The sequence below is a fragment of the Sphaerotilus hippei genome, from assembly GCF_003201595.1.
Lineage (GTDB): Bacteria > Pseudomonadota > Gammaproteobacteria > Burkholderiales > Burkholderiaceae_C > Sphaerotilus > Sphaerotilus hippei.
The window spans coordinates 171,163-195,117 of sequence record NZ_QJJS01000007.1 but is presented as its reverse complement, the minus strand read 5'-3'; the positions used below and the strand labels follow the sequence as shown (position 1 = coordinate 195,117).

At 69.8% G+C, this 23,955-nt stretch carries 17 protein-coding genes; 11 read left to right on the top strand and 6 right to left on the bottom strand.

Annotation, left to right across the window (positions count from 1 at the left end; all coding sequences use genetic code 11):
- Positions 1–10: 10 nt before the first annotated feature.
- A complete protein-coding gene (locus C7444_RS09860; RefSeq protein ID WP_110400682.1) occupies positions 11–1,120 on the bottom strand; it encodes a patatin-like phospholipase family protein in 1,110 nt (369 codons plus the stop codon).
- An 89-nt stretch (positions 1,121–1,209) separates the two neighbouring features.
- Here C7444_RS09860 and C7444_RS09855 point away from each other — a divergent pair, with 89 nt between their 5' ends.
- On the top strand, positions 1,210–3,693 hold the full coding sequence (locus C7444_RS09855; protein ID WP_110400681.1) for a UvrD-helicase domain-containing protein: 2,484 nt from the start codon (positions 1,210–1,212) through the stop codon (positions 3,691–3,693).
- Positions 3,694–3,723: 30 nt separating this feature from the next.
- Here the strand turns inward: C7444_RS09855 and C7444_RS09850 are convergent, their stop codons facing one another.
- Positions 3,724–3,942, bottom strand: coding sequence for a hypothetical protein (locus tag C7444_RS09850; protein ID WP_110400680.1), 219 nt, complete (start codon positions 3,940–3,942; stop codon positions 3,724–3,726).
- A gap of 216 nt (positions 3,943–4,158) precedes the next feature.
- Here C7444_RS09850 and C7444_RS09845 point away from each other — a divergent pair, with 216 nt between their 5' ends.
- The gene (locus C7444_RS09845) at positions 4,159–6,366 is read left to right on the top strand and encodes a PhoX family protein (RefSeq protein ID WP_110400679.1); all 2,208 of its coding nucleotides are present in this window, start codon (positions 4,159–4,161) and stop codon (positions 6,364–6,366) included.
- A gap of 74 nt (positions 6,367–6,440) precedes the next feature.
- On the opposite strand, the gene C7444_RS09840 is transcribed toward C7444_RS09845, so the two are convergent.
- The gene (locus C7444_RS09840; protein ID WP_170130695.1) at positions 6,441–7,124 is read right to left on the bottom strand and encodes a glutaredoxin family protein; all 684 of its coding nucleotides are present in this window, start codon (positions 7,122–7,124) and stop codon (positions 6,441–6,443) included.
- A gap of 202 nt (positions 7,125–7,326) precedes the next feature.
- On the opposite strand from C7444_RS09840, the gene C7444_RS09835 reads away from it, so the two are divergent.
- The 9 genes from C7444_RS09835 to C7444_RS20890 all read left to right on the top strand — a co-directional run bounded on the left by C7444_RS09835 (position 7,327) and on the right by C7444_RS20890 (position 17,483).
- A complete protein-coding gene (locus C7444_RS09835) occupies positions 7,327–7,803 on the top strand; it encodes a type IV pilin protein (protein WP_110400677.1) in 477 nt (158 codons plus the stop codon).
- The gene (locus C7444_RS09830; RefSeq protein ID WP_110400676.1) at positions 7,797–8,372 is read left to right on the top strand and encodes a pilus assembly FimT family protein; all 576 of its coding nucleotides are present in this window, start codon (positions 7,797–7,799) and stop codon (positions 8,370–8,372) included. The genes C7444_RS09835 and C7444_RS09830 overlap by 7 nt, the downstream gene beginning before the upstream one ends.
- Before the next feature lie 12 nt (positions 8,373–8,384).
- On the top strand, positions 8,385–8,810 hold the full coding sequence (pilV, locus tag C7444_RS09825; protein ID WP_110400675.1) for a type IV pilus modification protein PilV: 426 nt from the start codon (positions 8,385–8,387) through the stop codon (positions 8,808–8,810).
- The gene (locus C7444_RS09820) at positions 8,807–10,012 is read left to right on the top strand and encodes a PilW family protein (protein ID WP_110400674.1); all 1,206 of its coding nucleotides are present in this window, start codon (positions 8,807–8,809) and stop codon (positions 10,010–10,012) included. The genes pilV and C7444_RS09820 overlap by 4 nt, the downstream gene beginning before the upstream one ends.
- Positions 10,009–10,596, top strand: a complete 588-nt coding sequence (locus tag C7444_RS09815; RefSeq protein WP_110400673.1) for a hypothetical protein — start codon at positions 10,009–10,011, stop codon at positions 10,594–10,596. The genes C7444_RS09820 and C7444_RS09815 overlap by 4 nt, the downstream gene beginning before the upstream one ends.
- A gap of 19 nt (positions 10,597–10,615) precedes the next feature.
- Complete coding sequence (locus tag C7444_RS09810; protein ID WP_110400672.1) at positions 10,616–14,458, top strand: pilus assembly protein; 3,843 nt, start codon at positions 10,616–10,618, stop codon at positions 14,456–14,458.
- 35 nt (positions 14,459–14,493) lie between these two features.
- Positions 14,494–15,192, top strand: a complete 699-nt coding sequence (locus C7444_RS09805) for a hypothetical protein (RefSeq protein WP_110400671.1) — start codon at positions 14,494–14,496, stop codon at positions 15,190–15,192.
- A 56-nt stretch (positions 15,193–15,248) separates the two neighbouring features.
- Positions 15,249–16,223 (top strand): MBL fold metallo-hydrolase, encoded by a 975-nt coding sequence (locus tag C7444_RS09800; RefSeq protein WP_110400670.1) that lies wholly within the window; start codon positions 15,249–15,251, stop codon positions 16,221–16,223.
- Between the two features lie 87 nt (positions 16,224–16,310).
- Positions 16,311–17,483: a GGDEF domain-containing protein gene (locus C7444_RS20890; protein ID WP_110400669.1), complete on the top strand. Its 1,173-nt coding sequence runs from the start codon at positions 16,311–16,313 to the stop codon at positions 17,481–17,483.
- 67 nt (positions 17,484–17,550) lie between these two features.
- Here C7444_RS20890 and lpdA read toward each other — a convergent pair whose 3' ends face one another.
- From lpdA to aceE, 3 genes are all read right to left on the bottom strand, one after another.
- A complete protein-coding gene (gene lpdA / locus C7444_RS09790) occupies positions 17,551–19,368 on the bottom strand; it encodes a dihydrolipoyl dehydrogenase (RefSeq protein WP_110400668.1) in 1,818 nt (605 codons plus the stop codon).
- A 114-nt stretch (positions 19,369–19,482) separates the two neighbouring features.
- Positions 19,483–21,147, bottom strand: a complete 1,665-nt coding sequence (gene aceF, locus C7444_RS09785; RefSeq protein ID WP_110400667.1) for a dihydrolipoyllysine-residue acetyltransferase — start codon at positions 21,145–21,147, stop codon at positions 19,483–19,485.
- 23 nt (positions 21,148–21,170) lie between these two features.
- Positions 21,171–23,876, bottom strand: a complete 2,706-nt coding sequence (gene aceE / locus C7444_RS09780) for a pyruvate dehydrogenase (acetyl-transferring), homodimeric type (protein ID WP_110400666.1) — start codon at positions 23,874–23,876, stop codon at positions 21,171–21,173.
- Positions 23,877–23,955 lie beyond the last annotated feature (79 nt).

The window sequence follows — 23,955 nt, the reverse complement described above, 5'->3', positions numbered from 1 at the left end:
AGGCACCGGCTCAGCCGGCCAGCAGCTCGTCGGCGCGCCGGCCGTCGTCGAGCGTGGCGGGGCTGCGGCAGGCGAACAGGGCCTGCAGGTCGACGGTGCCCAGCTGCCCGACACGGCAGCCTTCGTGCGCCAGCCAGGCCCGCGTGCGGGCGCGGCCCTGCTCGAACAGCCACTGCAGGAAGGGCCGGTGCGGCAACATCCGGGTGTGGGCCGACAGGTGGCCGAGCGCGTCGCTGGCGTCGATGAGGTGGAAACGCAGGCGGACCAGGCGCCGCTCCTGCGCGCCGATGACGAAGGTCGGATGGCGGGCCTGGGCACAGGCCTCGCCCAGCGCGACGGCCTCGCGCAGGAAGGCGGCGTTGAAGCCGATCTCCAGCGCGCGCAGCCGGATGTCGGCGACGGAGGTCGGCGTGGCGGTGTGCTGCGGGTTGCTCAGCAGCACGATCAGCAGGTCCGGCGCCCGGGCGTGCTGCACCAGCGGGAACAGCGCGGGATTGGCGCTGTAGCCACCGTCCCAGTAGGGCTCGCCGTCGATCAGCACCGCCGGGTGCAGCGTGGGCAGGCAGGCGGAGGCCAGCGCGACGTCGACGCTCATCTCGGCGTTGCGGAACAGCCGCAGCCGGCCGGTGTTGGCCTGCGTGGCGGCGATGAACAGGCGCACCGGGCTGTCGCGGCGCAGGCGCTCGAAGTCGACATGGCGCTCCAGCACGTCACGCAGCGGGTTGAGCTGCAGCGGGTTGAGCTGGTGCGGTGCCAGCACCTGGCTCCACTGCATCAGGATGCGCGCGGCCGGCGACAGCGTCGGGTTGCTCACGTCCCCGCCGGTGAGCCAGTCGAAGGGCAGCTGGGTGGCCAGGGCCTCCCAGAACGAGGCCAGCGCCTCGCGGGCGGCCTCGGCCGCCCGCGGCCTTGACGCACCGGCGGCGACGCTGGCCAGGCCGTGGGCCATGACGATGGCGTTCATCGCCCCGGCACTGGTGCCGCTGATGCCGTCGAAGTCGAAGCGGCCGCTTTCCAGCAGCGCATCGAGCACCCCCCAGGTGTAGGCACCGTGGGCGCCACCCCCCTGGAGCGCCAGGCTCAGGGGGCGCGGGCGAGGAAGCGCATTCCATCCCAGCATGGGTTGCTCCTTCCCGGTGGACCGGGAGCCATGTTGCAGTGCAGCATAACAGCACCAACCCTCGGGCGGGGAGTCCTTAAAATCCCCCCATGCCCTTGCCCTCCTCCCCCAGCCTGCCGCCCGCCGACCTGTTCGATGCCCCGGCCGAACCCCCGAGCCCGCCATCGCACGGCCCCGCCGGCAGCAGCCGCCTGCTGCAGGGCCTGAATCCGGAACAGCTCGCCGCGGTGACGCTGCCGGGCGAGCCGGCGCTGATCCTGGCCGGCGCCGGCTCGGGCAAGACCCGGGTGCTGACCACCCGCATCGCCTGGCTGATGCAGACCGGCCAGATCACGCCCGGCGGCGTGATGGCGGTGACCTTCACCAACAAGGCGGCCAAGGAGATGCTGACCCGCCTGTCGGCCATGCTGCCGGTGAACGTGCGCGGCATGTGGATCGGCACCTTCCACGGCCTGTGCAACCGCTTCCTGCGTGCGCACTGGAAGCTGGCCGCGCTGCCGCAGAGCTTCCAGATCCTCGACACCGGCGACTCGCTCAGCGCGGTCAAGCGCATCATCAAGGCGATGAAGCTCGACGAGGAGCGCTTCGTGCCCAAGCAGGTGAGCTGGTTCATCGCGGGCAGCAAGGAAGACGGGCTGCGCCCGCAGGACGTGGTGATCCACGACGCGCAGTCGCAGAAGATGGTCGAGATCTACCAGGCCTACGAAGACCAGTGCCAGCGCGAGGGCGTGGTCGACTTCGCCGAGCTGATGCTGCGCACCTACGAGCTGATGCGCGACCACGCCTCGCTGCGCGAGCACTACCGCCACCGTTTCCAGCACATCCTGGTCGACGAGTTCCAGGACACCAACAAGCTGCAGTACGCCTGGCTGAAGATGTTCGCCGGCGACCCGGCCGACGGGCGCACCGCCGCGGTGCTGGCCGTCGGCGACGACGACCAGAGCATCTACGCCTTCCGCGGCGCGCAGGTCGGCAACATGAGCGACTTCGAGCGGGAGTACCACGTCCGGCAGGTCATCAAGCTCGAGCGCAACTACCGCAGCTACGGCAACATCCTCGACTCGGCCAACGCGCTGATCAGCCACAACACCCGGCGCCTGGGCAAGAACCTGCGCACCGAGGCCGGCCCGGGCGAGCCGGTGCGGGTCTACGAGGCCACCAGCGACTACGCCGAGGCGCAGTGGCTGCTCGAGGAGGCGCAGCAGCTGCACCGCGCCGGCACGCCGCGGGTGGAGATCGCCATCCTCTACCGCAGCAACGCGCAGTCGCGGGTGCTGGAGTCGGCGCTGTTCAACGCCGGCGTGCCCTACCGGGTCTACGGTGGCCAGCGCTTCTTCGAGCGGGCGGAAATCAAGCACGCGCTGGCCTACCTGCGCCTGACCGAGAACCCCAACGACGACACCAGCTTCCTGCGGGTGGTGAACTTCCCGACCCGCGGCATCGGCGCGCGCACGGTCGAGCAGCTGCAGGACGCGGCCCGCGCCAGCGGGCGCAGCCTCTACCAGAGCGTGGGCTCGGTCGGCGGTGCGGCCGGCAGCAAGCTGGCCGGCTTCACGACGCTGATCGACCGCCTGCGCGAGGACACGCGCGGGCTGACGCTGCGCGAGATCATCGAGCGCATGCTCGAGGCCAGCGGCCTGATCACCTTCTACCGCACGGAGAAGGAAGGCCAGGACCGCATCGAGAACCTGGAGGAGCTGGTCACCGCCGCCGAGGCCTTCGTCACCATCGAGGGCTTCGGCAAGGACGCGGTGGCGCTGCCGGTGGACGAGACCTCGCCGGGCACCATCGCCGCGCCGCTGCCCGGCCAGCCCGAGGCGCTGGCCGCGGTCGACCTGCTGCCCGACGCGGAGACCGGCGAGATCCTCTCGCCGCTGGCCGCCTTCCTGACCCACGCGGCGCTGGAGGCGGGCGACAACCAGGCCCAGGCCGGCCAGGACGCGATCCAGCTGATGACGGTGCACGCGGCCAAGGGCCTGGAGTTCGACTGCGTCTTCATCACCGGCCTGGAAGAAGGCCTGTGCCCGCACGAGAACGCGATGACCGAGGCCGACGGCCTGGAGGAGGAGCGCCGGCTGATGTACGTGGCCATCACGCGGGCGCGCCAGCGGCTCTACATGAGCTTCAGCCAGACGCGCATGCTGCACGGCCAGACCCGCTACAACGTCAAGAGCCGCTTCCTCGAGGAGCTGCCCGAGTCGGCGCTGAAGTGGATCACGCCCAAGCAGCAGGGTTTCGGCTCGGGCCACGCACAGCAGTACCAGCAGGCCTGGCAGCGTGGAAGCGGCCCGGGCGGCATCGTCGGCGCGGGGCGCAACGGCGGCTGGCAGCCGGCGGCCGCGCCGCCCCCCGCCTGGGCCGCACCGGTGCCCACGGCCATGGCGCAGAGCGCGGCCAAGGCCTCGGGCCACGGGCTGCGCCAGGGCCAGAGCGTGTTCCACAACAAGTTCGGCGAAGGCGTGATCCTGACGCTCGAGGGCAAGGGCGACGACGCCCGGGCGCAGATCAACTTCGGCCGCCACGGCACCAAGTGGCTGGCGCTGAGCGTGGCCAAGCTGACGCCGATCGAGTGAACGCCAGCGGCCCCCGCCGCGCCTGAAGGCTCAGCGCGGCGCCGAGGCCGCCTCGTCGCCGGAGACGGCATCGACCGCCGCCCCGACCACGGCGGTGGTCGCCTTCACGCCGGTGCTCACCACGGTGGTGGTCACGCTCACGGCCGCGCCGACCACGGTGGCGCCGACGGCCACCACCGCGCACGACGACAGCAGGCAGGCTGCACCACAGGCCACCAGGCCTCGACCGATCAGGGTGGACACGTTCATCCGGAGCTTCCATGGAGCACGCCCGGCATCGTGCCGGACCGACGGGCCGCGCCGCCGTGGCGCGCGCCGCCGGCAGTGTGCCCCATCACGCCCGGGCACCGGCCGGACCGCAGTGGTACTGCACCGTGTCACGGAACGGACTTCATTTGTTCACGGGCGCTTCACGATCAGCAACGAGCATCCGTGCGTTCTTCCCCCAACCGGATCGCACCCTCCATGAACAAGCCCGTCGACCAGAGCCTCCTGGCTTTCCGCGAAGAAGACCACAGCAACACCAGCGACAACCCGACGTTCGAGTCGGTGCTGAATGCGCGCCTGAGCCGCCGCGGCGTGCTGCGTGGCAGCGTGGGCACGGCCGCCACCGCCGTGATGGGCAGCCTGAGCCTGAGCGCCTGTGGTGGCGGCGACGACGACACGCCGGCCGCGGGCAGCACCGGCGCGATCACCAGCCTGGGCTTCACCGCCGTGGCCAAGACCCTGGCCGACACCATCACCGTGCCCGCCGGCTACACCGCCACCGTGCTCTACCGCACCGGTGACCCGATCGCCTCGGGCATCGCCGCGGCGAAGAACGACGGCACCGACGGCGACTTCGACAAGCGCTCGGGCGACTGCCACGACGGCATCGAGTACTTCGGCCTGAACGCCGCCGGCACCGGACCGGACGCCTCCAACAGCGAGCGCGGCCTGCTGGGCATGAACCACGAGTACCAGAACAACCTGTTCCTGCACGCCAACGGCCCGACCGCCAACCCGCGCCCGGCCGCCGAGGTGGACAAGGAAGTGGCGGTGCACGGCCTGTCGATCGTCGAGGTCAAGCGCAGCGGCGGAGTCATCAGCTACGTGCAGGACTCGAGCTTCAACCGCCGCATCACCGCCGCGACGACGATGGTGCTGTCCGGCGCGGCCGCCGGGGACGCGCTGATGAAGACGAAGTACTCCATCGACGGCTCGACCACGCGCGGCACGCAGAACAACTGCGGCACCGGCACGACGCCCTGGGGCACGCTGATCACCTGCGAAGAGAACTGGATCGGCTACTTCACCCGCTCGTCGACCGACGACACCACCCGCGGCGGCAGCACCGCGCGCAGCGTGGTCTCGCTCAAGCGCTACGGCCTGGCCGCCGGCGCCGCCAGCCGCTACGGCTGGGAGACCGGCGGCAGCGCCGACCTGTACGCACGCTGGAACGCCAGCCAGATCGGCACGTCGACCGACGGCACCGACGACTACCGCAACATCACCAACAACTTCGGCTGGAACGTCGAGATCGACCCGTACAACAGGTCGGCCGCGATCAGGAAGCGCACGTCGATGGGCCGTTTCGCCCACGAAGCCGCCGCCTACCTGACCCCGGTGGCCGGCAAGCCGCTGGCCTTCTACATGGGTGACGACTCGCGCGGCGAGTACATCTACAAGTTCGTCTCCACCGCGAACTGGGCCGCCGCCGACGCCACCCCGGCCGACCGCATCGCCACCGGCGACAAGTACCTGGACTCGGGCAAGCTCTACGTCGCCAAGTTCAACGCCGACGGCACCGGCCAGTGGCTGCTGCTGGACATCGGCGTGGCCGCCATCGCCGGCTACGCCACCTACACCTTCGCCAACCAGGCCGACGTGCTGATCAACGCCCGCCTGGCCGCCGACGCGGTGGGCGCGACGAAGATGGACCGTCCGGAGTGGAGCACCGTCAACCCGGCCACCGACGACATCTACTTCACGCTGACGAACAACACGAACCGCGTGCTGACCGGCACGGCGTATCCGCTGGTCGACGCCGCCAACCCGCGTGCCTACAACGACACCAAGGGCACGGCCACGGCGCAGAAGGGCAACGTCAACGGCCACATCATCCGCATCTCGGAAACCGGCCGTGACCCGGCGGCCACGGCGTTCAGCTGGGACGTCTACCTGTTCGGTGCCGAGTCGACCGCGGCGGAAGCCATCAACCTGTCGGGCCTGACCGCCGACCAGGACTTCTCCAGCCCGGACGGCATGCGCTTTGCCAACAGCACCGGCCTGGCCTGGATCGAGACCGACGACGGCGCCTACACCGACGTGACCAACTGCATGCTGCTGGCCGCGGTGGCGGGCACGCGTGGCGACGGGGGCAAGGTGACGGTCAACAACACGCGCGACACCGTCACGCTGGCCGTGGACACCTACATGGGCAAGAAGCCCACGGCGACCACGCTCAAGCGTTTCCTGGTCGGCCCGGCGCAGGCCGAGGTCACCGGCATCTGCGAGACGCCGGACGGCAAGGCGATCTTCATCAACATCCAGCACCCGGGTGAAGACACCACGGCCGCGACGCTGGCGACGCCGTCGGCCTACGGCAGCCACTGGCCCGATGGCGGCACGGCCCGTCCGCGCTCGGCCACGGTCGTGATCACGAAGAACGACGGCGGCCGCATCGGCAGCTGACGCGTGTCACGCCGCCCCTCGCGGGGCGGCGATGAGCCCACCCGAACGCCAGTCCCCGGACTGGCGTTTTTCATTCAGAAGCGGATGCGCGGCCCGGACGCCGCCGGCTCGACCGGCACGCTGACCGTGGTGTCGCGGCGGACCGCCTCGCGCCCGGGCTCGGCCGCAGCGGCCGGCACGGCCGGGGCCAGCGACTGCGCCGCGGGCATCGCATAGGACGCGGGCAGGCGGCTGGTGGACGGATAACCGGCCGCGTCGAGCGTCAGCCCCCATTCACGCTCCTGCCAGCCGACGAGGCGCTGCGAGCCCACCCGCAGCACGGGCAGCTCGGCCACGCCTTCCTGGCGCTGCAGCACGGCGCGGTCGGCATCGGTGGTGACGGTCGACTCGGTGAACGGGATGCCACGCTGCTGCAGGCTCTGGCGGGCCTGGTCGCAGGGCCCGCAGGACGGCGTGCTGTAGAGGCGCACCGGGTAGCGGGCCACGACCTGCCTGAGCTCGTAGGGCAGCGTCGACGCGGGCGCCGCGGCGGAGGCCGCCCGGGCGGCGCGCGGGGCCGTGTCGAGCGCACCGGCCGGTGGCATGTCGGTGTAGGTCACGCGGCCATCCGGCCCGACGATCTTGTACTGGGCCCAGGCCGGAGCGGCCAGCAGCACGAGCACCGCCACGCCGCGCCGGGCGCCGGCACGCCAGCGCCCGCAACAGGCCACGCCGGACGGTGGCCAGGCCCCGGCGGGCGCGGTGGTGAGATCGGGCATGGGATCCTCCATTCAGGGTATGGTCAGAATCTTAACGATGCTGTTACCACCCCCAGCATTGAAAGAACGGCATCGGTGCGTGTTAGTCTCGACGAACAGGAGCCAGGGTTGACCGCGGTCGTAAAATCATGTAACCAGGGCTGAAATCTCGTCACATCTCGGGTGTTTGATCCGGGAACAACTGGTGAATAGTCGCGTGGTCATGGCGTGCACCGCTCCCTTCTTTCCCCGGACGCCGGCCACGGCGTCCACCGTGCGCAGCGCCCAGGGCGGCTTCACCCTGCTGGAGCTGATGATCGCCGTGGTGATCGTCGCGATCCTGGCGGTGGTGGCCAACGCGACCTACCGCGAGCAGGTCGTGCGGGCCCATGCGGCCGATGCCACGGCGGCGCTGTCGGACGGGCGCCACCGCATGGAGCAGTACATCCTGGGCCAGCGGACCTATGTCGGCGGCCCCTGCACGACCAGCCGGACGGTCGGCTCCTTCGCGGTGGTCTGCGCCACGCCGACCGCCTCGGCCTACACCATCACCGCCACCGGCAGCGGCGCGACCAGCGGCCTGGTCTATTCGATCGACCAGAACGCCCGCCAGCGCACGACCGCCGTGCCGACCGGCTGGCCGGCCCTGCCCACGGGCGGCGCGGCCTGCTGGCTGTTCCGCAAGGGGGACACATGCTGAGCCGGACCCGCGGCTTCTCGCTGATCGAGCTGCTGGTGACGCTGTCGGTGGCCGCGCTGATCCTGGTGGCCGCGGCGCCGCAGATGACCGCCTGGATGGCCAACGCGCGCGTGCGCAACATGGCCGAGCAGCTGATCAACGGCATCCGGCTGGCGCAGTCGGTCGCGATGCAGCGGGGCCGGCAGGCCGCCTTCGTGCTGACCAGCGCCGCCCCGGCGGTGTCGGCCACGCCGGTGGCCAACGGCCCGAACTGGTACGTGCAGACCCTGCCCCTGCTCACCGGCGAGACCGTCAGCGACGCCACGGCCTTCGTCCAGGGCAGCACGATCTCGACCGGATCGCGGGCCAGCCTGACCGGGCCGGCCGTGGTCTGCTTCAACAGCATCGGCCGCCAGGTGAGCAACACCAGCACCGGGCTGGGCAGCAACTGCAGCGCCGCCGCCCAGACCTACGACGTGACCGCCACCGGCGGCACGCTGAGGCTGCGCATCACCATCACCACCGGCGGCCAGGTGCGTCTGTGCAACCGGGACAAGACCCTGTCGAGCACCGTCCCGGACGGCTGCTGAAGGAAAACGGGAATGACCCTGGCTCCCCCGCCATCACGCCGGCCGGCCGGCGCGCGCCGCCACCAGCGGGGCGTCTCGCTGATCGAGGCGCTGATCGCCTTCCTGCTGCTGTCCATCGGCGTGCTGGGCATGGCCGCGCTGCACGCCCGGGCCATCCAGTACGCGGTCGATGGCGAGGACCGCAACCGCGCCGCGCTGCTGGCCTCCGAGCTGAGCAGCCAGATGTGGACCGCGCGCACCACCTCGCTGCCGGCGGCCACCATCACGGCCTGGACCACCCGCGTGCAGACCCCCACGGCCTCCGGCCTGCCCAACGCGACCGCGACGGTGGGCACCCCCGACGCCAACGGCGTGGTGAGCATCACCATCACCTGGCGCCCGCCCGCCCGCCCGAGCAACGAGGGCAGTTTCCGCTACATCACCAAGGTCGCGCTGTGAACACCGGACCCACCCGCCTGCGGCCCCCGCGCACGGCCTCCCGGGGCATGACCCTGATCGAGCTGATGGTGGGCCTGCTGATCGGTCTGATCATCAGTGCCGCCGTGATCAGCGTGCTGGGCCTGGCCGATGCCAGCCGCCGCCGCACGATGGCCAGTGGCGACACCACCCAGCTGAGCGCCTACACGCAGATGCTGCTCGACCGCTGGGTGCGCAGCGCCGGCTCGGGCTTCATGCAGGGCAGCTTCGCGCTGGGCTGCGCGCTGCACGTGTCCCGGTCGAGCACGCAGATCCTGCCGGTGACCGGCACGCTGCCGGCACCCTTCGCCAGCGTGAACCCGGGCACCGCCGGGGTGTTCCGGCTCGCGCCGGTGCTGATCGCCTCGGGACAGACGACCCCGGGCGTGTCCGGCCAGGCCTCCGACGTGCTGATCGTCACGGCCGGCACCGGCGGCCGCTCGGAGATGCCGATCAACCTGAGCGCCATCACCACCAGCACCACGCTGTCGCTGACCAGCGGCGTGGGCCTGCGGGCCAACGACCTGCTGCTGCTGGCCGATCGCCAGACCAGCAACACCGGCGCCACCCTGCCCTGCACGCTGACGCAGGTCAGCAGCACCTACGCCACGGGCGACGACGGCAACGTCGCGCTGGCCGGCACCTTCCACGCCAGCACGATCAACTCGCGCGCGCTGACCGACTACTCGACCGAAGCGGCCATCTTCAGCCTGGGCAACGCGAGCGACAACCCGCCCAGCGTGCTGCTGATCGGCGTGGGCAACGACAACACGCTGTTCAGCTACGACCTGCTGCAAGGCTCGGGCACGACGGCGCAGGCCGTCGCCGACGGCGTCTTCGAGCTGCAGGCGCTCTACGGCGTGGACACCAGCGGGGACGGCCGGGTCGACAGCTGGCAGGCGCCCACCGGCACCTACGCGATCGCCTCGCTGAGCGACGGCTCGGCGGCGGCCAGCGCCAACCTGCAGCGCATCGTCGCGCTGCGGGTCGGGCTGATCCTGCGGGCCAGCAGCAAGGAGGCCGCGGCGGTGGCCCCGGCCTCGCTGACGCTGTTCTCCGACCTGGGCAGCACGCTGACCCACACCCGCACGCTGAGCAGCACCGAGCAGCAGTACCGCTACCAGACCGTGGACCTGACGATCCCGCTCGTCAACACCATCCTGCCGAACTGGAGCACACCATGACGCCGCGGCACCGGCTCCAGCACCAGCGGGGCTCCGCCCTGATCCTGACCCTGATCGCGCTGGCCGCGATGCTGCTGGCGGGCGCCGCGCTGATCCGCGCGATGGACAACTCGCTGCTGCAGGTGGGCAACATCGCCTACCGCCGGGATCTGGTGCACCAGGCCCAGAGGGCGGTGGGCGTGGTCAGCACCGCCATGACCTCGGGCGCGCTGGCGACCGAAGCGGCCCGCGAGGCCGATCTGGCCAGCGCCAACTACTACGCCAGCCTGCAGGCCAGCAATGCGCAGGGCATCCCGACCGTGCTGACCAGCGACGCCGCCTTCACCGCCGCCGGCCTGACCGGCGCCGACCTCACCGACAGCGACACCGGCGTGACGCTGCGCTACGTGGTCGATCGCCAGTGCGCCAGCGCCGGGGACTACAGCACCCGCAGCTGCGTGCTGGCCTACAGCACCACGGACAACTCGGCCGACGCGATCTACCGCAAGGTCAATGCCGAGGGCCGCGCGGTCTACCGCATCACCGTGCGCGCCACCGGTCCGCGCAACACCCAGGCGTTCTTCCAGGCGACGATCGCGCGCTGAATCCGGCCCCAGAGACACCATGACGCAGCCCACACCGACCCTGCCCACCCGCCTCAGCCGGCGCCTGCGCCAGGCCGCGTCACGCGGCCTGCTGCTGTCGCTGGCCGCGGCACTGGCCTGCGCGGCCCAGACCACCGAGCTGGCCGACCGGCCGCTGTTCGCCACCGTCAGCGTGCCGGGCAACCTGCTGCTGTCGCTGTCGGTCGAGTACCCGACCGCCAGCACCCCCGCCTACCTGTCGACCAGCGCCTACGACGTCAGCCGCATCTACTACGGCTACTTCGACCCGGCCAAGTGCTACCGCTACAACCACGTCAACACCGGCACGAGCTTCGCACCCAACTATTCGACCAGCTACTTCGAGCCCAAGGAGATCACCAGCACCCGCACCTGCGTGAGCAACGCCTCGCAGTCACGCTGGAGCGGCAACTACCTGAACTGGGCGACGACGCAGACCATCGACGCCTTCCGGTGGGCGATGACCGGGGGACACCGCAGCGTGGACACCACGTCGTCGACCATCATCGACAAGACCTACCACGCCGGTTATGCCAGCCATGCGTGGGACTATCCGGACAAGGCCCTGACCTCGGGCACCAGCGGGGCGACCCCCTTCAACTGGGCCAACGTGACCACCCGGGTCTGGGCCGGCGGCCTGAAGATGTGGGTCACCGGCACCAACGCCAACATCAGCACCGACGTGACGCCGCCCTCGGGCGCCGAGCCCTACCAGGGGCACAACTCCTACCAGTCGCTGTTCTCCAGCCTGCTGGCGCGACAGGGCGACATCTACGAGCTCTACGTGCGCATCAAGGTCTGCGACAGCACCGTCGGGCTGGAGTCGAACTGCGTGCAGTACGGCAGCACGGCGGCCAAGCCCGAGGGGCTGATCCAGAAGTACGCGAGCAAGCTGCGCTACTCGGCCTTCGGCTACCTGACCGACGACAGCAACCTGCGTGACGGCGGCGTGATGCGCGCGCGCATGAAGTACGTCGGTCCGACCCAGCCGGTGCCGGGCTCGTCGGCCATCACCAACAGCGCCACGGAATGGAATGCCACGACCGGCATCCTGGTCGGCAACCCCGACAGCGCCGACGTGACCAGCACCAACAGCGCCGCCGTCAGCCAGTCGGGCTACAACCCGGGCATCAGCAGGAGCGGGGTGATCAACTACCTGAACCAGTTCGGCCTGGCCACCTACCAGCTCAAGAGCCTCGACCCGGTCAGCGAGCTCTACTACGCCGGCCTGCGCTACTTCAGCAACCTCGGCAACGTGCCCGAATACTCGTCGCTGGCGGGTGCCGGCAACCTCGCCACGATGCAGCGCTGGGTCGACGGCTTCCCGGTGATCCAGACCTGGGACGACCCGATCGTCTACAGCTGCCAGAAGAACTTCGTGCTGGGCATCGGCGACGTCAACAGCTGGCAGGACGCCAACCTGCCCGGCAGCACGATCCGCACCTCAGAGCCGACCACCCCGTCGGCCGTGAGCACGGACAGCAGCGTCAACGTCAAGACGGCCACCGACATGGTCGGGCAGCTCGAGGGCATCAGCGACCTGGGCAGCTACTCCTCGGGGCGATACAACAGCTTCTTCATCGCCGGGCTGGCCTACGACGCCCACACCCGCGACCTGCGCTCCGACCTGACGGGCAAGCAGACGGTGTCCACCTACTGGGTCGACGTGCTCGAAGGCCAGTACTACCAGCCGAAGAACCAGTACTGGCTGGCCGCCAAGTACGGCGGCTTCGAGGTGCCGTCCAGCTTCGAACCCTACGCCACCACCAACGGCAGCAGCACGCTGTCGCTGTCGAGCTGGTACAACTCGTCGGACCTGGTGGGCACCGACCGCCGGCCGGACAACTACTTCACCGGCGCCCAGGCCGACACGATGCTCAACGGCCTGACCTCGGCCTTCGAGAAGATCGTCGGCGAGACCGAGCGGGCGACCACGACGGCCTTCTCCAGCACCTCGCCCAACGAGACCAGCACCGGCTCGACCAGCTACCAGACCAGCTACGACCCGGCCACCTGGAGCGCCAACCTGCAGGCGGTCTCGACCAGCTACTCCACCACCGGCACCATCACGGCCACGCCGCTGTGGGAGGCCTCGGCCGTGCTGGACGCGATGGCCACGAGCGACCGCAAGATCGTCACGCACAACGGCACGACCGCGCTGGAATTCACCCATGCGGCGATGACCACCAGCGCCTCGACGCAGCTGGCCACGTTCGGCGCCGTCACCGGCGCCACCTCGCAGAGCACGGCCAACTTCCTCAACTACCTGCGGGGTGACCGCAGCCAGGAGCGGGCCAACGGCGGCCCCTACCGCAGCCGGGCCAGCCGGCTGGGCGACATCGTCAACAGCAAGCTGACAGCCGTCGGGGCGCCGGACGCGTCCTACTACGACAACACCAACCCGGGCTACTCGGCGTTCAAGCGCGCCCGTGCCAGCCGCCAGGTCGTCGTCTACGCCGGATCCAACGACGGCATGATGCACGCCTTCGACGGCCGGGCCAGCGGCAGCAACGCCGGCAAGGAGCTGTTCGCCTTCATCCCCAGCTACGTCTACGGCAGCAGCACCACCGCGCCCACCACCGGCCTGGCCGCGCTGGGCAACCCCAACTACACCCACCGCTACTACGTCGACGCGACCCCGCAGGTCTACGACGTCGACTTCAACCGCTCGGGCACGGCCACCGCGGCGAGCACGTCGGACTGGCGCTCGATGCTGATCGGCGGCCTGGGCAAGGGGGGCAAGGGCTACTACGCGATCGACGTGAGCAACCCCACCGACTGGACCACGCAGACCGCGATGGTCAGCAAGGTGAAGTGGCAGTTCACCGACTCGGACATGGGCTACTCCTATGGCGACGCCCGGGTGGTCAAGACCGCCAAGTACGGCTGGGTCGCGGTGCTGACCTCGGGCTACGGCAACGGCACGGGCCGGGGCTACATCTACTTCGTCAACCCCAGCACCGGCGCGCTGCTGGAGAAGGTGGTCACGCCCACCGGCTACGGCAGCAGCACCGCCCCGCTGGACCTGGCCCACGTGAACGCCTTCATCCCCGACATCACCGACTACACCGCCACCGCGCTGTACGCCGGGGACATGCGCGGCAACCTGTGGCGCTACGACCTCACCGGCACCACCGGCGACTACCCGCAGCCGATCCGGCTGGCCACGCTGGCCAACGCCAGCGGCAGCGCGCAGCCGGTCACCACGCCGCCGCGCATCATGGTCGACCCGACCACCGGCAAGCGCTACGTCATGGTCGGCACCGGCCGCCTGCTGGCCGACAGCGACATCAAGAGCACGCAGGCTCAGTCCTTCTACGCCATCATCGACGGTGACGTCGACAACTTCTACACGACGTCCACGCTGCCCACCGGCGCCAGCTTTCCGGTCACCCGGTCCCAGCTGAGCGCCAACACCGACCTGCTGACCGGCATCGGCAGCTCGCCGAGCGGGCCGATGGGCTGGTACCTCGACCTGGCGGTGAACACCACCTCCGGCATCGCCGAGCGCATCAACGTGGCCCCGACGGTCAACAACGGCGTGGTCGGCGTGGCCGTGAACCTGCCCAACGGGGATGTCTGCACGCCGACCGGCTCGAGCTACATCTTCGCCGTCAGCTTCGCCACCGGCCGGTCGGTGCTGACCAACAGCACGGGCACGCTGATCGCGACCACCTCGTCGGCCTCGGGCATCGTGACCGACCTCGCCTTCAAGAGCAGCGGCGGCAAGGTGCGCCTGGTGGGCGGACGCAGCGACGGCACGGTGACCAGCCTGCCCGGCACCTACTCCAGCTCGGACGGCGTGCGCCGCCTGAACTGGCGTGAAGTGCCGACGCTGAACTGAGCCATGGGCCGCACCGGATCCGGCACCGGGCTGGCATGACTCGGCAGCGCCCCCCCCGGTCCGGTCCTCGGGCCGGCCTGCTGACCGGCCTGGTCGCCGTGGTCGCGGGCGCACACGCGGCGGTGATCGCGCTCGCCACCGGCGCCCTCGGCCCGCCACCCGGCTCGTCGGTGCAGGGCCGGATGGCGCTGCCGGCCACCACCGAGGCCCTGGCCCCGCGGCCGGTCACGCTGGCCACGCCGCGGCGACCGGTGCCTGAGCCCGAGGCCCCCGCCGGCGACCCGGCCTTCTCCGCTGCGGCCCGCGCCACGCCGGCCACGAGCCATGCGCCCGCCCCGGCCGCGTACGCCGACGAGGCCGTCACCACCGAGCCCAGCGCACGCGATCCGGCCGCAGCCTTCATGCCGACGGCCCTGCTCGACCGGGGTGCGGTGCCGGTCTCGGCCCCCGAGGCCGACGGTCTGACCGGCAGCTTCGCCACCGGCCTGCCGCTGACCGTGCGGCTGCTGATCGATGCGCATGGCACGGTGGTGGCCGTGCTGCCGCAGCAGGTCAACGAGGACGACCGGGAGCTGTTCGAGCGCATCCGGCAGATGTTCCTGGCCACCCGTTTCCTGCCCGGTCGCCTGGGCGGCCGCGACGTGGCCTCGCGGCTGGACATCGAGCTGCAGAGCCAGCGGGTCGAGCCGGAATCGGCGCCTGAGGCATCCCCCGGTGCCGCCGTCCATCCGTGACTGCACCGACCCGGCCGTCAGGCTGCGGCAGGCCTGCGGTGGATACGATCAGGGACATGAACTCAGCCCCCCTGCCCCCGTGGCTCCATCCGCTCGGCCCCGGCCTCTGGTGCATCGACACCGGACTGGAACGTGATCATTTCGACGCCTGCTACCTGATGGTCGACGAGGGCCGCGCGGCCTTCCTCGACACCGGCCACAACGCCGCCGTGCCGCGCCTGCTCGGCGCGCTGGACCACCTCGGACTGGGACCGGACTCGGTCGACTGGGTCATCCCGACCCATGTGCACCTCGACCATGCCGGCGGCGCCGGCCTGCTGATGCAGCAGCTGCCACACGCCCGGGCGCTGATCCACCCGAAGGGCGCCCGCCACCTGATCCAGCCGATCGCGCTGATCGAAGGGGCCAAGGCGGTCTACGGGGCCGAGGTCATGGCGCGCACCTACGGCGAGATCCAGCCGATCGACGAGCAGCGGGTGGTGCGCAGCCACGACGAGCAGCGCATCCAGGTCGGCCAGCGTGAGCTGAGGCTGATCGACGCGCCCGGCCACGCCAACCACCACCATGCGATCTGGGACGAACGCAGCCGCGGCTGGTTCACCGGCGACACCTACGGCATCAGCTACCGGGAGCTCGACGGCGCCGCGGGCATCTTCCTGTTCCCGACCACCACGCCGGTGCAGTTCGACCCGGCCGCGCTGCGGCAGACCACCGCCCGCATGGCCGCCGCCCATCCGCAGTGGCTCTACCTGACCCACTACGGCGCCGTGCCGCACGACGAGCGGGTGGCCCGGCAGTTCCAGGACCTGCTGACGGTCTTCGAGACCCGCACGCTGGCCCTGGCGGACGAGCCGGTCGCCGGGCGCGAGGCCGCGCTGCGCCACATGGTCGGCCAGGCGCTGCTCGAGGCCCTGCGGGAGTCGGGCTCGACCGTCAGCGACGAACGGGCGCACGACGTGCTCGACTTCGACATCCAGCTCAATGCCCAGGGGCTCCAGGTGTGGCTGAATCGACGCTCAAGCGTACGGTGACACCATCGATCGTGGCGGGCTGAAGCGTACCGCTCAAGTCACCTGGCCGGTGGCCGAAACGAAGGAGGTCCCGACCCCCATCATCCCATGCGCCTCGAAGCCCACGACCCGCCGAACGCCGTCGCCCTGCAGCGGGAGATCGCCCGCCAGTTCGGACAGCGCGAGTTCGGCGCGGCGATGACCTCGTGGCTGGGCTTCTGCCTGCTGGCCTACACGATGCGTGATGTCGCACCGGCCCGTCACATCGCGCTGTGGCTGGGCCTGTGCGCGCTGTGGGAAAGCTGCAACCTGGTCCAGAGCCGGCTGCTGTCTCAGGCCCGGGTGTCCGACACCCGGCGGCCGCGGCTGTTGCGCGGCCTGACGGTCACCATCGGCCTCGACGGCCTGACCTGGGGACTCGCGCCGTTCCTGATGGCCGTGCCCGGCAACCCGCCCTACCTGATGCTGCAGACGCTCTACCTGGCCTGCGTCTGCGCGCTGTCCATCCAGGGCGTGTGCATGCACCGCCCGGCGATGCTGGGCTTCATGGTGCCGCTGATGCTGCCGCTGGGCATCGCCCATCTGCTCGCCGACGAGCCGCTGCGCCACATCATGGGCCTGGGCTGCCTGATCATCCTGGCGCTGAGCCTGTTCTACGGGATCATCTCGCGCCGGCTCAACGTGTCGGCCATCACCGCGATGGTCGACAACCGCGAGATGGCCGCCACGCTGCAGCGCCGCAACGGCGAACTGCGCACCGCGCTGGACACCATCCAGGAACTCGCCCAGCGTGACCCGCTGACCAATGCACTGAACCGCCGGGCGCTGCTCGAGCGCCTGCAGGCCGAATTCGCCCGCCAGGACCGCCTGGGCACGCCGGTCGGGCTGCTGCTGATCGACCTGGACCACTTCAAGCGGGTCAACGATCAACATGGCCACCTGGCCGGCGACGACGTGCTGCGGGCGACGGCACGCCGGCTGGAGGAGACGATGCGGGCCAGCGACCTGGTCGCGCGCTTCGGTGGCGAGGAGTTCGCCTGCGTGCTCGCGGTGCGCGACGCCGACGAGCTGCGCGAAGCCGCGCGCCGGGTGCACGCAGCGCTGGGTGGCACGCCCTTCGTGCTGCCCTCGGCCGCCCAGGCACCGATCACCGTCACCGCGTCCGTCGGCGCCGCGCTGCGGCAGCGCAACGAATCGATCAATGCGCTGATCGGCCGGGTCGACCGGGCGCTCTACCAGGCCAAGGCACAGGGCCGCGACCAGGTGGTCGAGGCGCCATGAAAAAGCCCGGCCGGGTCGAGACCGGGCCGGGCGGGATGGATCACGGGCCGCGCAGGCCCGTCCGGGGTCAGCGCTTGGCGGGCGGCAGGTCGGTGCAGCTGCCGTGCGCCACTTCCGCGGCCATGCCGATGCTTTCGCCCAGCGTCGGGTGCGGGTGGATGGTCTTGCCGATGTCCACCGCGTCGGCGCCCATCTCGATGGCCAGCGCGATCTCGCCGATCATGTCGCCCGCATGCGTGCCGACCATGCCGCCGCCGAGGATCTTGCCGTGGCCGTGGGCCTCGGGCGAGTCATCGAACAGCAGCTTGGTCACGCCTTCGTCGCGGCCGTTGGCGATGGCGCGGCCCGAGGCCGTCCACGGGAACAGGCCCTTCCTGACCTTGATGCCCTGCGCCTTGGCCTGGTCCTCGGTCAGGCCAACCCACGCCACTTCGGGATCGGTGTAGGCCACGCTCGGGATCACGCGGGCGTTGAAGGCGGCCGAGGCCAGTTCCTTGTTGCCCTGCAGCGTGCCGGCGATGACTTCCGCCGCCACGTGCGCCTCGTGCACCGCCTTGTGGGCGAGCATCGGCTGGCCGACGATGTCGCCGATCGCGAAGATGTGCGCGACGTTCGTGCGCATCTGGATGTCGACGTTGATGAAGCCGCGATCCGTCACCGCCACGCCGGCCTTGTCGGCGGCGATCTTCTTGCCGTTGGGCGTGCGGCCCACGGCCTGCAGCACCAGGTCGTAGACGCCTTCGGACTTCGTGCCGTCCAGGCCCTCGAACTGCACCTTGATGCCTTCGGGGGTGGCAACGGCGCCGACCGTCTTCGTCTTCAACATGATGTTGTCGAAGCGCTTGGCGTTCATCTTCTGCCAGATCTTGACCAGGTCACGGTCGGCGCCCTGCATCAGGCCGTCGAGCATCTCGACCACGTCCAGGCGCGCGCCCAGCGTCGAATACACCGTGCCCATTTCCAGGCCGATGATGCCGCCGCCGACGATCAGCATCTTCTTGGGCACTTCCTTCAAGGCCAGTGCGCCGGTGCTGTCGACGATGCGGTCGTCCTGCGGGAAGAACGGCAGCTTCACCGACTGCGAACCCGCGGCGATGATGGCGTGCTTGAACTTCACGACCTTGCTGGCGCCCGCGCGCTCGGTGCCCGTGCCGGTGGTCTCTTCCACCTGCACGTGGTACGGGTCGAGGAACTGGCCCACGCCACGCACGGTCGTGACCTTGCGCATCTTGGCCATCGCCGCCAGGCCGCCGGTCAGCTTGCCGATGACCTTTTCCTTGTGGCCACGCAGCTTGTCGACGTTGACCACCGGGGCGCCGAACTCCACGCCCAGGTCACCCAGGTGCGACACCTCGTCCATCACGGCGGCCACGTGCAGCAGCGCCTTGGACGGGATGCAGCCCACGTTCAGGCAGACCCCGCCCAGCGTCGCGTAACGCTCGACGATGACGACCTTCAGGCCCAGGTCGGCCGCACGGAAGGCGGCCGAATAACCGCCGGGGCCGGCGCCGAGCACGAGCAGGTCGCACTCGACGTCGGCCGCGCCGGCGTAGCTGCCGGCCGGACCGGCGGCCACGGCCACCGGGGCCGGTGCGGGCGCCGCGGCGGTGGGGGCCGGCGCGGCCGCCGGAGCCGGTGCCGCGGCACCTTCGGCTTCCAGCGTCAGCAGCACCGTGCCCTGGTTGATCTTGTCGCCCAGCTTGACCTTGAGCTCCTTGACCACGCCCGCGTGCGAGCAGGGAATCTCCATCGAGGCCTTGTCGGACTCGACGGTGATCAGGCTCTGCTCGGCCTTGACGGTGTCACCGGGCTGCACCAGCAGCTCGATGATCGCCACGTCCTTGAAGTCGCCGATGTCCGGCACTTGCACTTCGATCAATGCCATTTCTTGTCTGCTCCACATGTCTGGTTGGCGCGCTCGGTCAGCGCCGGGCTGGACCCGGGGCGGACCGAGAACCCGCTTGGCGGGTGGCGGCGAACGCCGCCACCGGATGCCGACTTACAACACGATGCGGCGGAAATCCGCCAGCAGGCTCGCGAAGTAGACGTTGAAGCGGGCCGCGGCCGCTCCGTCGATGACGCGGTGGTCCCACGACAGCGACAGCGGCAGCATCAGGCGCGGCTGGAAGGCCTTGCCGTCCCACTTGGGCTCGATGGCGCTCTTGCACACACCCATGATCGCGACCTCGGGGGCGTTGATGATGGGGGTGAAATAACGCCCGCCGATGCCGCCCAGCGAGCTGATGCTGAAGCAGCCACCGCTCATGTCGGCCGGTCCGAGCTTGCCGTCGCGGGCCTTCTTGGCCAGCTCGCCCATTTCCTGGCTGATCTGGAAGATGCCCTTCTTGTCGGCATCCTTGATGACCGGGACCACCAGGCCGTTGGGCGTGTCCGCCGCGAAGCCGATGTGGAAGTAGTTCTTGAAGACGATCTGGTCGCCATCGAGCGAGGCATTGAACTCCGGGAACTTCTTGAGCGCCGCGACCGCCGCCTTGATCATGAAGGCCAGCATCGTGACCTTGATGCCGGACTTCTCGTTTTCCTTGTTCGTCTGGACGCGGAAGGCCTCGAGCTCGGTGATGTCCGCGTCGTCATGGTTGGTGACGTGCGGGATGACCACCCAGTTGCGGTGCAGGTTCGCGCCCGAGATCTTCTTGATGCGCGAGAGGTCGCGGCGCTCGACCGGGCCGAACTTGGCGAAGTCCACCTTGGGCCAGGGCAGCAGGCCCGGGAAGGCCTCGCCACCACCGGCGGGCGCCGGTGCCGGCGCCTTGGCCTTCTGGGCGACGGTCTGCACCGCGCCGGCCATCACGCCCTTGACGAAGCCCTGCACGTCGGCCTCGGTGATGCGGCCCTTCAGGCCCGAACCCTTGACCTCGGCCAGCGGCACGCCCAGCTCGCGGGCGAACTTGCGGATCGACGGCGAGGCGTGCGGCAGGCTCAGGTTCAGCACGGTCGGCTCGTGGGCCGGCTGCGCCACGGGCGCCGCCGCTGCAGCCACCACCGGTGCCGCCGCCACGGCGACCGCCGCAGCCGGCGCGGCAGCAGCCGCCACCGCGGGAGCCGCCGCCACCGCGCCAGCCACCCCTTCGAGCACCAGCACCAGCGAGCCCTTGGCCACCTTGTCGCCGAGCTTGACCTTCAGCTCCTTGACGACACCGGCGTGCGAGCTCGGGATCTCCATCGAGGCCTTGTCGGACTCGACGGTGATCAGGCTCTGCTCGGCCGCGACGGTGTCACCCGGCTTGACCAGCAGCTCGATGACCGCCACCTCGGCGAAGTCGCCGATGTCGGGCACGAACACCTCGATCGGACCGGCTGCCGCCGGGGCGGCGGCCACCACCGCCGCAGCGGCAGGCGCGGCCACGGGAGCCGCCACCGGGGCGGCCGGGGCCGCGGCGGGCGCCGGTGCCGGCGCGGCCGCACCGGCGACTTCCAGCGTCAGCACCAGCGAGCCTTCCTTGATCTTGTCGCCGAGCTTGACCTTGAGCTCCTTGACCACGCCCGCGTGCGAGCTGGGGATCTCCATCGAGGCCTTGTCGGACTCGACGGTGATCAGGCTCTGCTCGGCCTTGATGGTGTCGCCTTCCTTGACGAGCACTTCGATGATCGCGACTTCGCTGAAGTCCCCGATGTCGGGGACCTTCACTTCTATCAATGCCATGTCTTGTCTCCGGATGCTGGACTTCAGGCGTAAAGCGGGTTGATCTTGTCGACCTTGATGCCGTACTTGGCGATGGCCTCGGCGACCTTGGCCACCGGCACCGTGCCTTCGTCGGCCAGGGCCCTGAGCGCGGCGACGACGATGTAGTGGCGGTTGATCTCGAAGTGCTCGCGCAGCTTGCCGCGGAAGTCGCTGCGACCGAAGCCGTCGGTGCCCAGCACCTTGTAGACACGGCCCTTGGGGATGAAGGCGCGGATCTGCTCGGCGTAGCTCTTCATGTAGTCGGTCGACGCGATGACCGGGCCCACGTGCGGCTGCAACTGCGAGGTGACGAAGGCCACTTTCTGCTCGTCCGTCGGGTGCAGCAGGTTGTGGCGCTCGACGTTCTGGCCGTCACGGGCCAGCTCGTTGAAGCTCGGGCAGCTCCAGACGTTGGCCGCCACGCCCCACTCCTCTTCCAGCAGCTTCCTGGCGGCGATCGACTCGCGCAGGATGGTGCCCGAACCCAGCAGGTTGACGCGCGGGGTGATCTTGGCGCCTTCCTCCAGCAGGTACATGCCCTTGATGATCTGCTCTTCGGTGCCGGCCTTCAGGCCCGGCATCGGGTAGTTCTCGTTGAGCAGCGTCAGGTAGTAGAAGACGTTTTCCTGCTTCTCGACCATGCGCTTCAGGCCGTCCTGCATGATGACCGCGACCTCGTGGGCGAAGGTCGGGTCGTAGCTGATGCAGTTGGGGATCGTGCCGGCCAGGATGTGGCTGTGGCCGTCCTCGTGCTGCAGGCCTTCGCCGTTGAGCGTGGTGCGACCCGACGTGCCGCCCAGCAGGAAGCCGCGCGCCTGCATGTCACCGGCCGCCCAGGCCAGGTCACCGATGCGCTGGAAGCCGAACATCGAGTAGTACACGTAGAACGGCACCATGATGCGGTTGCTGGTGCTGTAGGACGTGGCCGCCGCGATCCAGCTGCTCATGCCGCCGGCCTCGTTGATGCCTTCCTGCAGGATCTGGCCGGCCTTGTCTTCCTTGTAGTACATGACCTGGTCCTTGTCGACCGGCGTGTACTGCTGACCCAGCGGGTTGTAGATGCCGACCTGGCGGAACAGGCCTTCCATGCCGAAGGTGCGGGCCTCGTCGACCAGGATGGGCACCACGCGCGGGCCCAGGGCCTGGTCGCGCAGCAGCTGCGTCAGGAAGCGCACGTAGGCCTGGGTGGTGCTGATCTCGCGGCCTTCGGCCGTCGGCTCCAGCACGGCCTTGAAGGTCTCCAGCGCGGGCACGGTGAAGCTCTCGTCGGCCTTGACGCGGCGCTTGGGCAGGTAGCCGCCCAGCGCCTTGCGGCGCTCGTGCAGGTACTGCATTTCCGGGGTGTCGTCGGCGGGCTTGTAGAACGGGATGTTCGCCAGCTCGCTGTCGGGCACGGGGATGTTGAAGCGGTCGCGGAAGGCCTTGATGTCCTCGTCGATCAGCTTCTTGGTCTGGTGCACGGTGTTCTTGCCTTCACCGACCTTGCCCATGCCGAAGCCCTTGACGGTCTTGATCAGCAGCACCGTCGGCTGGCCCTTGGTGTTGACCGCCTTGTGGAAGGCGGCATACACCTTCTGCGGGTCGTGGCCGCCACGCTTGAGGTTCCAGATGTCGTCGTCGCTCATCTTGGCGACCATCTCCAGCGTGCGCGGGTCACGACCGAAGAAATGCTTGCGCACGTAGGCGCCGTCGTTGGCCTTGAAGGCCTGGTAGTCGCCGTCCAGCGTCTCCATCATCAGCTTGCGCAGCGCGCCGTCCTTGTCGCGGGCCAGCAGCGAGTCCCAGCCATTGCCCCACAGCAGCTTGATGACGTTCCAGCCGGCGCCGCGGAACTCGCCTTCGAGCTCCTGCACGATCTTGCCGTTGCCGCGCACCGGGCCGTCCAGGCGCTGCAGGTTGCAGTTGATGACGAAGACGAGGTTGTCGAGGTTCTCGCGCGCGGCCAGGCCGATGGCGCCCAGCGATTCGGGCTCGTCCATCTCGCCGTCGCCGCAGAAGACCCAGACCTTGCGGTTGCTGGTGTCGGCAATGCCGCGGGCGTGCAGGTACTTCAGGAAGCGGGCCTGGTAGATCGCCATCAAGGGGCCCAGGCCCATCGAGACGGTCGGGAACTGCCAGAACTCGGGCATCAGCTTCGGATGCGGGTAGCTCGACAGGCCCTTGCCGTCGACTTCCTGGCGGAAGTTCAGCAGCTGCTCTTCGGTCAGGCGGCCTTCCAGGTAGGCGCGGGCGTAGACGCCGGGCGACACGTGACCCTGGATGTAGAGGCAGTCGCCGCCGTGGTTCTCGCTCTCGGCATGCCAGAAGTGGTTGAAGCCGGCGCCGAACATGTGGGCCAGCGAGGCGAAGGAGCCGATGTGGCCACCCAGGTCGCCGCCGTCTTCGGGGTTGTGGCGGTTGGCCTTGACGACCATCGCCATCGCGTTCCAGCGCATGTAGGCGCGCAGACGCTCTTCGATTTCAATGTTGCCGGGGCAACGCTCTTCCTGGTCGGCAGGAATGGTGTTGACGTAGGCGGTGTTGGCCGAGAACGGCACGTCGATGCCGGCCTGGCGGGCCTGGTCGATCAGATGCTCCAGCAGGAAGTGGGCGCGCTCGCCGCCTTCGGCGCCGATCACGGCCGCCAGGGCATCCTGCCACTCGCGCGTTTCCTGCGCATCGATGTCGTTGGCCGCCGCTTGGGGCAGGCTCTCGGGCAATGCAGACATTGTTGTCTCCTCGTGCTGCTGCAGTGATCTGTCCCGCCACCGCGGGTGGGCCGGCCCTCGTCAGAGGCCAGGGGTCCAT

What these genes read in the sequence shown, in the direction of transcription:
- C7444_RS09800 (WP_110400670.1), top strand. Translation starts at nt 15,249, where the DNA reads ATGAACTCAGCCCCCCTGCCCCCGTGGCTCCATCCGCTCGGCCCCGGC.
- C7444_RS09810 (WP_110400672.1), top strand. Translation starts at nt 10,616, where the DNA reads ATGACGCAGCCCACACCGACCCTGCCCACCCGCCTCAGCCGGCGCCTG.
- C7444_RS09850 (WP_110400680.1), bottom strand. Translation starts at nt 3,942, where the DNA reads ATGAACGTGTCCACCCTGATCGGTCGAGGCCTGGTGGCCTGTGGTGCA.
- lpdA (WP_110400668.1), bottom strand. Translation starts at nt 19,368, where the DNA reads ATGGCATTGATCGAAGTGCAAGTGCCGGACATCGGCGACTTCAAGGAC.
- C7444_RS09845 (WP_110400679.1), top strand. Translation starts at nt 4,159, where the DNA reads ATGAACAAGCCCGTCGACCAGAGCCTCCTGGCTTTCCGCGAAGAAGAC.
- pilV (WP_110400675.1), top strand. Translation starts at nt 8,385, where the DNA reads ATGACCCTGGCTCCCCCGCCATCACGCCGGCCGGCCGGCGCGCGCCGC.
- aceE (WP_110400666.1), bottom strand. Translation starts at nt 23,876, where the DNA reads ATGTCTGCATTGCCCGAGAGCCTGCCCCAAGCGGCGGCCAACGACATC.
- C7444_RS09855 (WP_110400681.1), top strand. Translation starts at nt 1,210, where the DNA reads ATGCCCTTGCCCTCCTCCCCCAGCCTGCCGCCCGCCGACCTGTTCGAT.
- C7444_RS09815 (WP_110400673.1), top strand. Translation starts at nt 10,009, where the DNA reads ATGACGCCGCGGCACCGGCTCCAGCACCAGCGGGGCTCCGCCCTGATC.
- aceF (WP_110400667.1), bottom strand. Translation starts at nt 21,147, where the DNA reads ATGGCATTGATAGAAGTGAAGGTCCCCGACATCGGGGACTTCAGCGAA.
- C7444_RS09840 (WP_170130695.1), bottom strand. Translation starts at nt 7,124, where the DNA reads ATGCCCGATCTCACCACCGCGCCCGCCGGGGCCTGGCCACCGTCCGGC.
- C7444_RS20890 (WP_110400669.1), top strand. Translation starts at nt 16,311, where the DNA reads ATGCGCCTCGAAGCCCACGACCCGCCGAACGCCGTCGCCCTGCAGCGG.
- C7444_RS09805 (WP_110400671.1), top strand. Translation starts at nt 14,494, where the DNA reads ATGACTCGGCAGCGCCCCCCCCGGTCCGGTCCTCGGGCCGGCCTGCTG.
- C7444_RS09830 (WP_110400676.1), top strand. Translation starts at nt 7,797, where the DNA reads ATGCTGAGCCGGACCCGCGGCTTCTCGCTGATCGAGCTGCTGGTGACG.
- C7444_RS09835 (WP_110400677.1), top strand. Translation starts at nt 7,327, where the DNA reads ATGGCGTGCACCGCTCCCTTCTTTCCCCGGACGCCGGCCACGGCGTCC.
- C7444_RS09860 (WP_110400682.1), bottom strand. Translation starts at nt 1,120, where the DNA reads ATGCTGGGATGGAATGCGCTTCCTCGCCCGCGCCCCCTGAGCCTGGCG.